The organism is Streptomyces sp. NPDC059477, from assembly GCF_042749375.1.
Taxonomy (GTDB): domain Bacteria; phylum Actinomycetota; class Actinomycetes; order Streptomycetales; family Streptomycetaceae; genus Streptomyces.
Genome location: NZ_JBHYUG010000058.1, coordinates 43,613 through 52,258, shown reverse-complemented (window position 1 = coordinate 52,258; position 8,646 = coordinate 43,613). Strand labels below are relative to the sequence as shown.

The 8,646-nt window shown below is 70.8% G+C and carries 7 protein-coding genes and 1 pseudogene; all 8 read left to right on the top strand.

The window, feature by feature from the left end; translation table 11 throughout:
- Nucleotides 1–1,764 (top strand): annotated as a pseudogene (locus tag ACFXAZ_RS26145) (hypothetical protein); the annotation flags it as partial.
- On the top strand, nt 1,765–2,724 hold the full coding sequence (locus tag ACFXAZ_RS26140) for a phage tail protein (protein WP_384595962.1): 960 nt from the start codon (nt 1,765–1,767) through the stop codon (nt 2,722–2,724).
- Nucleotides 2,725–2,735: 11 nt separating this feature from the next.
- Nucleotides 2,736–3,911, top strand: a complete 1,176-nt coding sequence (locus ACFXAZ_RS26135) for a siphovirus ReqiPepy6 Gp37-like family protein (protein WP_384595958.1) — start codon at nt 2,736–2,738, stop codon at nt 3,909–3,911.
- 2 nt (nt 3,912–3,913) lie between these two features.
- Nucleotides 3,914–4,855 carry a hypothetical protein gene (locus tag ACFXAZ_RS26130; protein WP_384595955.1) on the top strand — a complete coding sequence of 314 codons (942 nt, stop codon included), beginning with the start codon at nt 3,914–3,916 and terminating at the stop codon, nt 4,853–4,855.
- Nucleotide 4,856: 1 nt separating this feature from the next.
- Nucleotides 4,857–6,662, top strand: a complete 1,806-nt coding sequence (locus tag ACFXAZ_RS26125; RefSeq protein WP_384595952.1) for a glycosyl hydrolase family 28-related protein — start codon at nt 4,857–4,859, stop codon at nt 6,660–6,662.
- 66 nt (nt 6,663–6,728) lie between these two features.
- Nucleotides 6,729–7,553, top strand: coding sequence for an N-acetylmuramoyl-L-alanine amidase (locus ACFXAZ_RS26120; RefSeq protein WP_384595949.1), 825 nt, complete (start codon nt 6,729–6,731; stop codon nt 7,551–7,553).
- An 11-nt stretch (nt 7,554–7,564) separates the two neighbouring features.
- Complete coding sequence (locus ACFXAZ_RS26115; protein ID WP_384595946.1) at nt 7,565–7,798, top strand: hypothetical protein; 234 nt, start codon at nt 7,565–7,567, stop codon at nt 7,796–7,798.
- 11 nt (nt 7,799–7,809) lie between these two features.
- The gene (locus tag ACFXAZ_RS26110; protein ID WP_384595943.1) at nt 7,810–8,067 is read left to right on the top strand and encodes a hypothetical protein; all 258 of its coding nucleotides are present in this window, start codon (nt 7,810–7,812) and stop codon (nt 8,065–8,067) included.
- The last annotated feature ends 579 nt before the right edge of the window (nt 8,068–8,646 follow it).

Below are 8,646 nucleotides of genomic sequence, written 5' to 3'. Positions count from 1 at the left end.
GTTCCGCCCGAGGCGATCGCCCTCAACCTTCAGCTCTCCATCGCCATCAAGGCCGTCAGCCTGGCGACGGCAGGCGGCGCGGCGGCCGGCGCGGCCATCGCCGCGATCAGCACGCAGGTCGCCGCGATGCGCACGGCGGCAACCGGGACCCCCGGCATTCTCGCGGGGACCGCGGCTGCCATCGGCACCCTGTCCCGCACCGCGAAGATCGCGATGGCCGGTACCGGGATCGGCCTGCTGCTGATCGCGATGACCGAGCTGTCACAGATGGGCGAACCCGCCGCACTCGACGTCGACAAACTGACCACCTCGCTCGGTGAGCTGGGGCGTACGGGCCAGGCCACGGGGTACGTCGCCAGCCAGTTCGGCGACGACTTCGGCAAGCTGCGCGAGCAGATCCAGAAGATCCTCGACCCCAGCGTGGCCGAGAGCATCAACAACTGGGGCGCCGACGTCACCGGCGGGCTGCTCGACGCCGGCGACGCCACGGAGAAGTTCACGGAGAGCGTCGACGGCATCGATCAGGGCCTGGCCGATCTCGTCGGCGGCGGCAAGGCCGAGCTGGCTGCTGCGGCGCTCGCCGCCATGACCGAGAACATGAGCCCCGAGGAACTCGACAAGTTCACCGGCTCCCTCGAAAAGTACGACGAGGCCCTCGCCGGGCAGGCACTGGAGCAGCGGCTCGCCGCCGAGAGCATGGGCCTGTTCGGCGACCAGGCCCAGGAGGTACAGGCCCAGCTCGACGCCCAGAAGACGAGCGCGGACGGGTTGCGCGAGTCGATCGTCGCGCTGAACGAGGTCAACCGGAACGCCCTCGACGCGCAGGCCGCTTTCGAGGCATCCATCGACACCGCGGCCGAGGCCGCCAGCGAGTTCAGCGGTGTGTGGGCGGCGACCGGCGGCACCCTCGACCTGACCACCGAATCGGGGCGCAGCGCGTACGGGGCCCTCTCGGACCTGGCCGCGAAGACGAACGAAGCCACGACGGCCGCGCGGGAGTCGGGGGCGTCGTGGTCCGAGGTCTCGGCCACGTTCGAGAGCGGCCGGCAGCAGCTGATCGCGAACGCCCAGCAGATGGGTCTGACCCGCGAGGCGGCTGCCGCACTGGCCGATCAGATCCTCAACACCCCCGACAAGACCGCCTACCTCCGGGGTGATCTGGAGGATCTGAAGGACAAGCTGGCGGACGCCAAGGCGCGGCTGGCCGCGGCACCGTCCTCGAAGACGGCCGCGATCAAGGGCGAAATTTCCGACCTCCAGCGGAAGGTGGACGAGGCCCAGCGGCAACTCGACGGGATGCGCGACCGGACGCTCTACATCCATGTGGCGACCAACATGGAGCAGCGCCTGGCGGACGCCGGACTCCTCGCCCAGGGCGGTCCGGTGCGCCGCGCGCAGGGCGGTCCCATCCCGGGCTACGACGGCGGTGGACTGCTCAGCGGCCCGGGAACCCCCACGTCCGACAGCATCCTGCTGTGGGGGTCGGACGGCGAGTTCATGATGCGGGCGGCGGCCGTCGACCACTACGGCGAGGACCTGTTCCGGGCCCTCAACGCCAAGACGGTGCCGCTGCCGCAGACCCCCGCGAAACCAGGTCTGCCCGCCCGTTCCATACCGGCGGAGAGCCAGACGACGTCCGCCACCACCGACCGGCCGCCGGTGACATACAACGTCTACCCCCGCGCCAGCGTGATCAGCGTGGAGGACCTGCGGCTGATGCAGCGGCAGGAGGAAGCGCGCCAGCGAGTAGGGAGGCCACGGTAGATGCCCCTGATCACAGCGCCGGTCATCGTCCCGGAGGAACCGACCACCCCGCCCGTCGAACTGCCCGAGGTCGGCTACGCGACGGTGACGTACATCGACCCGGCTGGCGGGCGGTGGCCGATGACGGACCTGTCCCCCGGATCCCAGTGGTACACCCTCGCCGACGGCGTGTCCGGACTCGGGGCCGCCCCGTACGAACTCATCAGCGATCCGCACCCGCGTGGTGGCGCCCGCCTGCGGCACGTTCAGCCGCAGCCCCGGAGCATCGTGTGGCCGGTGCTGGTGAAGGGCGCGGATCACATGGAGTTCACCCGGAACTGGCGGTCCATCGGGCGCGCGTTCACGCGGACCCTGCGGGAGGGACCCGGGCTGCTGGAGGTGGCGCGGCCGGACGGGGGCGTACGGCAGATCGCGGTCTACTACGCGGACGGGTGGGACGGCCGCGGGCAGGCCGCGACCGGCATCACCTGGGACAGCGCGGTGGTCACCCTGTGGTGTGAGGATCCGTACTGGGTGGACGCCCAGCCGGTCACCGTCCACCGCGAGCAGGGCACGGACGTCGACTTCCTGGTGCCGTACCCGTCGGTGTCCTCGTCGCAGGTTCTCGGCGCCACCACCGTGGACAACCCCGGCGACGTCGACGTGTGGCCGGTGTGGACCGTCACGGGCCCGGCGTCCGCGATCGAGTTCACGCGCGAGGACACCGGGGACAGCTTCACCCTGACCATGGCGGACACCGTGCACGGGCCGCTCCTCGCCGGGGAGACCGTGACGATCTCCACCGACCCGCCGCGCGTCCGCTCCGACACCGGCGAGAACCTGACGCCCGGCCTCGACTGGCCCGCGGCCGTGCTGTGGAGCCTGCCGCCCGGTCCGACGCCCGTCACGTTCCAGCTCGACGGAGCAGCTGCCGGATCCGCCGTCGACCTGGTCTTTCATCCGCGGTACGAGACGGCGTAGGGGGTGGGCTGGTGGCGATCGATCTCCTGGTGACCGACCGGTACCTCGACGTGCTGGGTGATCCGATCACGGGCTGGACGAAGCTCAGCGTCGACCTGAACTTCAACGCGCCGGCGTCGGGCGAGATCACCGTGCCTGCGTACCCGGATGTCATGCAGTTGCTCCAGCCCGGCAACCGTCTGGTCATCATCCGGGACGGGGCGATCTGGTGCGCGGGCCCGCTGGAGGAGCCGCAGAACTACACGTGGGACCTGGAGCAGAACGCGGGCGGCACGGTCACCGCCCGGTTCTCCGACGATCTCGCACGCGTGGCCGGGTACCTCACCTACCCCGAGCCCGGTGAGGTGTTCGAGGACCAGACCACGACGAGCAACGTTTTGCGGACGTTCACCACTGTCCGGAGCGAGAGCGTGATCCGCGCGCTGGTGAACGAGAACTGCGGGCCGGGCGCGCTGGCGGGCCGCCGGATCGAGGGCCTGGTCCTCGATGCCGTCGCCAACGTGGGGACGGACGTGACCTTCCAGACCCGGTTCGAGCCCCTGCTGGACGCCTGCCGGATTCTGGCGGCCGGTGGCGGCGCCCTCGGGTTCCGTACCAGGCAGGTCGGCTCGCAGATCAGGTTCGGGGTGTACGCGCCCGTCGACCGCACCGGTACCGCGCGGTTCTCTGCCGGCCTCGGGAATCTGCGCTCGGTGTCGTTCACTCTGGGAGCCCCGACCGCCACGTCAGAGCTGGTCCAGGGCGGCGACGATCCCGCCCAGGAGGCGACGCCGCCCAACGAACGGGAGTACGTGGAGGTCACCGCAGACGACGCCGTGACGCAGTGGTACCGGGTGGAGAAGCTGCTGGAGAAATCCGGCACCCATAGCGGCGGGGGTGCGCTGATCCTCGCGGGCGTCGCGGCCCTGACCGAGGACGGGCCTCAGGCGAGCCTGTCCACGGTGACGGTGGACACCGAGGACCTGAGAGCCGGGCGCGATTACGGCCTTGGCGACCGCGTCACGGTCGTCCTGCCCACCGGCCGGGAGGTTGTGGACACCGTGCAGGCCGTCCGCCTGGAGGCCACCCCCACCGGGGGCGAGGTCGTCACCTGCGTCATCGGGGGCGGCGACAAGGAGACAACGTCCGCCACGGAGCGCACCCTACGCGAGGTGCTCCGCCTGGCCAGAGCATGGGGAGTGAGGTAGGCGTGGCGCAGAACAGTTGGCCAGCCCCGGACTACAACGACCGGGCGGTGACGGATGCCGAGTACGAGCAGATGGCCGCAGCGTTCACGGACAACGGTGTCCTCGGGAACCCTGCCCAGACGCAGGTGGTCACCGCGGGTTCCGGGCTGAATGTCACCATCCGCGCGAACGTCACCGCGAGCGTGCGCGGCCACTTCTGGACGTCAGGGCCGACCGGCGACACTCTCGCCGTCACCCCCCACCTCGTCGGCGGCGGCTCGCGCACGGACTGGGTGGTGCTGCGGCTGGACCGCTCCACCTGGACGGTGCGGGCCGCGATCCGGCAGGGCACCGCCGGCGCCGGGGCCCCGGCCCTCGTGCAGAGCACGGGCGACACGGGGGTGTACGAGATCCCCCTGGCCCAGGTGACCGTACGCACCGCCGCGGCCTCGGTGACCGTGGACCGCTACGAGCTGTACTCCGGGGCGCGGGTGAGGGCGTGCCGCTCCACCACCCGCAACCCCCGCCCCGTGACCGGCGAGGTGGCGCAGGAGATCGACACCGGTACCACCCGGCTGTGGACGGGCAGCAGCTGGCAGGTGCTGTCCGACGACTCGGGTGTGATCCTCGTGGACAGCCCGCTGTCCGCGTGGAGCATCAACGTTCAGTCCGTGGTGGAACGCCGCTCCGGCGCCGTGCACCTGCGGCTGGGCAGCTTCGAGCGGGCGGCCGGGACCCTCGACGCCGAGGACGAGTCCCGGCTGCCCGTGCTGATCCCGTCCGGCTACCGGCACCCGTCCAGGGACCAGTACTTCATCGGATACGTCACGGGGACCCGCATCAGCCGCGGCATCATCTACAGCTCCGCCAGCGACCGGCCGGGTCAGGTGTGGCTCACGAACAAACCGGCCATCGCGCGCGGGGAGTCCGTCCTGCCGGTCTCCGGCATCAGTTGGGTGGTGTGACGTGGCACGGTACGAATTCGGGCGGGGAATCGCGGACTACGCGGTGGCGCCCAGTGACGGCCTGTGGGGTGTCGCCGCCGCGGTGGCCGTGACGTTCTGGGACAGCGTCACCGAGGGCACGCAGCTCACGGACCTGCGGAGCGCGGCCGACGAGCCGATCACCTCGGTGGTCACGGGCGAGCAGGGGCAGCTGCCGCGGTTCTTCGGGCCGGACGGTGTGACCGGGATGTGGGCGGAGGCCGGGGGCGGCCCGCGCTCGTGGATCGAGGCGCACAACGCCAACGCGGGCGGGGGCCCGACGGGCAGCGTCCGCGACTGGCTGAACGTGAAGGACTTCGGCGCCCAGGGCGACAACGTCACCGACGACACCACGTCCATCCAGGCGGCGCTCGCGGCCTGCCCGATGGGCGGCATCGTCTACCTGCCGGTCGGCGCCTACCGCACGTCGGCGCCGCTCACGATCCCGCCCGCCGTCACCCTCCAGGGCACCCACACCAACCTCATGACCGTGGTCGACCTCACCGATCCGCCCTGCTACATCCGGCCCCTCGCCAGCTTCGTGGGTGACGCCGTCATCTCGTTCCTCGACGAGATCGACGGCGGGTACTCCACCATCAGCGCCGAGCACCGCATCCTCAACGTGATGATCGACGGGCAGGATCTGGAGACCCCGGGCATCGACGGGATCCGGGCAGCGGGCAACATCCAGAACGTGGGCCTGCGGGACGTCACGATCCGCCGGGTCACCGGCGCCGGTGTGCACACCGAGGCCAACGCGGGGAAGTTCCCGTACTCCTGGAGACTCCACCGCGTCATGATCGACAACACGGGGTGGCACGGCTTTGCGTTCGAGGTGATGACCGACATCACCCTCATGGACTGCCAGGCCATCGGCTGCGGGGCGAACGGTTTCGAGATCGCCAACGCCGCGAACAGCCACGCGATCGGCTGCCGCGCCGAATGGAACACCGGCAGCGGCTTCCACCTGACCGGCGACTGGGCGGCGGGTACCGGCTCCGGCGGCATGATCCTCGGGGACTGCTCCACGGACCGCAACGGCGCCAACGGCGTCCTGATCGATTCGACCGGGAACCCGCCGATCCAGATCGACAACCTGCACACCCGCCGCGACGGCCGCAACGACGGCGCCGGCGGGGGCGGGTACGCCGGGCTCAAGGTCGACGGCGCCACGCTGCCGGTGATCGTCGGCATGATCACCTGCTACCCCGGCGTGGACGACAACGGCACCCAGACGAACAGCCCGCAGTACGGCGTACGAGTGGAGGACTCCGAGTACGTCAGCGTCGACAGTGGGTTCCTGCACGCCGCGACGGCAGGCTGGTCGGACGGCGGCGGCAACACCGTGCTCCGGCGAGGGCTGAACATCGCCGAACGCACCGGCAGCACGGCGGCGCCGGTCGATGCGTTCGCCGCGCCGGTCGACGTCGGCGGCAACCTCACCGTCGGCGGGTACTCGGCACTCGCCTCCGGGCAGTCGGCCGGCCAGTGGAACATCTGGGCGGGCCAGGCCAAGGCCCTCAACCTCGGGGCGGCCGGGGGCGGCATCGCGATCGCCGAGGGCACCAACGCCCGCATGGGCACCGCGACCCTGGTCGGTGGTGTCGTGACCGTGGCCAACACGAGCGTGACCGCCACGTCCCGGATCCTGCTCACGTCGCAGGCCGACGGCGGCACACCGGGCTCGCTGCGAGTCGACGCCCGCACCGCCGCCACGTCCTTCCGGATCCGGTCCAGCAGCGCATCCGACACCTCGACCGTGGCCTGGCTGCTGTTCGAACCCGCATAACCCCCCACCCCACTCGCACGCCCCGAGCCCACCAGGCCGGGGCTTCTGCCATTTCTGGAGGCATCCATGGCAACACCCCTGACCCCTGACCGGTGGGTCGCGATCCTCAAGGCCGAGGGCGTGAGCGTCTCCGAGTATCCGGGTTGGCGTACCCGCGAGCGGGACGACGAGACCGGCAAGCCGTTCGGGCCCGTCCACATGGTCCTCAACCACCACACCGCGGGCAGCAACTCGCGGGACCTCGTGGCGAAGAACGGCGTCCCGGGACTGCCCGGACCGCTGGCGCACATCTACCTCGCCAAGACCGGCGTGGCCACCATGTGCAGCGCGGGCCGTGCCAACCACGCGGGGACGATGGCGAAGAACGCCTACGACAGCTTTCTCAACGAGTCCTCCAGCCACCCGAAGCCGTCGGCGTCCACCGGCACGGTCGACGGGAACGATGTCAGCTACGGCATCGAGACGGAGAACCGCGGCGACAACAAGGACATCTACCCGCGCGTCCAGTACGACGCGTGGGTGCGGATCAACGCGGCTCTCTGCCGCCATCACGGCTGGTCCGCGGAGTCCTGCGGCGGGCACCTCGAAACGTCTGTCGAGGGCAAGGTAGATCCGCGCGGCCCCGTCGAGGGCTACGGAACCCGCGGCCGGTTCACGTTCACGATGGCGCAGTTCCGCAAGGACGTGGCCGAGCGGCTGAAGAACCCGGCGGCCTGGTCGCCCGGAGCGACCAGCACCATGTACACCGTCGTCAAGGGCGACACCCTCTGGGGCATCGCCCAGGCCAAGCTCGGCGACGGGGCGCGCGCGGCCGAGATCGCCAAGCTCAACGGCGTCGCGCTCACCGCCGTCATCACGCCCGGCCAGACCCTCAAGATCCCCCCGAAGTAGAGGAGACGATCATGGACAGCAAGTACCTTTTGGACCTCGGCGAGCGGGCGGGGTGGACGGGGGCCCAGGCCGCGATCGGTCTGGTCGTGGTCGAGCTGGCGGACGTGCCGGTGTGGTGGGCGGCGCCGGTCGCGCTGGCGCTCGCGTCCGCGAAGGGCTGGATAGCCGGTCGGCTCGGTCATCCGGGTACGGCGTCGACGCTGCCCGCGAGCCAGGACCCGGCCACCATCTGGCTCAGAGGCTGAGTGGGCCGTCCATGGACCTCATCCTCTATCTCGGTGGCGGCGCCGTGGCGCTGCTCGCGATCGGGGCGGTGGGCAAGGGCGTGTGGCGGGCGAATCGCAGAGTGGTGACCATCGTGGATTTGGTCCAGGAGCTGTCGCCGAACAGCGGCCACTCGATCAAGGACCAGGTCACCCGTACCGCTGAGGACGTCGCTGAGACGAAAGAGTCCGTCACCGAGCTGACCCGCCGCTTTGACGAGCACCTCGCCGAACACCCGACCAACCCCTGACGGCGCCCCCTGCACGGCCCCGCGTGGGCTGTGCAGGGGGCGCTTCGTCATGCTCTGGGGGCGGTGCGGGCGCTCCATACCTTCGGTCTGGGCCATCAGCCGCTCCGCGTCATCCGGTCGCTCGGCCGCCATCTGCCCGGCGGCGTAGGCCAGATGACACACCGCGGACTGAAGCTGATGGCGTAGATCGGCAACTCGCTCATCCTCGGTCATACCAATCAGGATGCCCGCCGGAGGCGGCACCCATACCGACTGAGTAGCCTGCGGGCGAGGGTCATCGCCCTGTTCCTCCACTGAACCGCCCTGCCCGCCGGGCTGGCGGGCGGTAAAGTGGGCAAGTCCCCGCGCGAGCGGGGGTGGCCCCGCGTCCACCGTGCTGTCGGTCGAGGTGACCTAGTAGTCCCCGCGCGAGCGGGGGTGGCCCCCGCCAAGAAACCCACCACCCCGAGGGACGGCCGTAGTCCCCGCGCGAGCGAGGGTCCCGCCGATGAAAGCCACAAGCTGAACCACCGCGCCCCCCCGCCGCGGGCACGCGCCCCCGGGGGGGGGGGGGGGGGTGGGTGGGGGGTTGGGAGTAAA

What these genes read in the sequence shown, in the direction of transcription:
- ACFXAZ_RS26140 (WP_384595962.1), top strand. Translation starts at nt 1,765, where the DNA reads ATGCCCCTGATCACAGCGCCGGTCATCGTCCCGGAGGAACCGACCACC.
- ACFXAZ_RS26120 (WP_384595949.1), top strand. Translation starts at nt 6,729, where the DNA reads ATGGCAACACCCCTGACCCCTGACCGGTGGGTCGCGATCCTCAAGGCC.
- ACFXAZ_RS26115 (WP_384595946.1), top strand. Translation starts at nt 7,565, where the DNA reads ATGGACAGCAAGTACCTTTTGGACCTCGGCGAGCGGGCGGGGTGGACG.
- ACFXAZ_RS26110 (WP_384595943.1), top strand. Translation starts at nt 7,810, where the DNA reads ATGGACCTCATCCTCTATCTCGGTGGCGGCGCCGTGGCGCTGCTCGCG.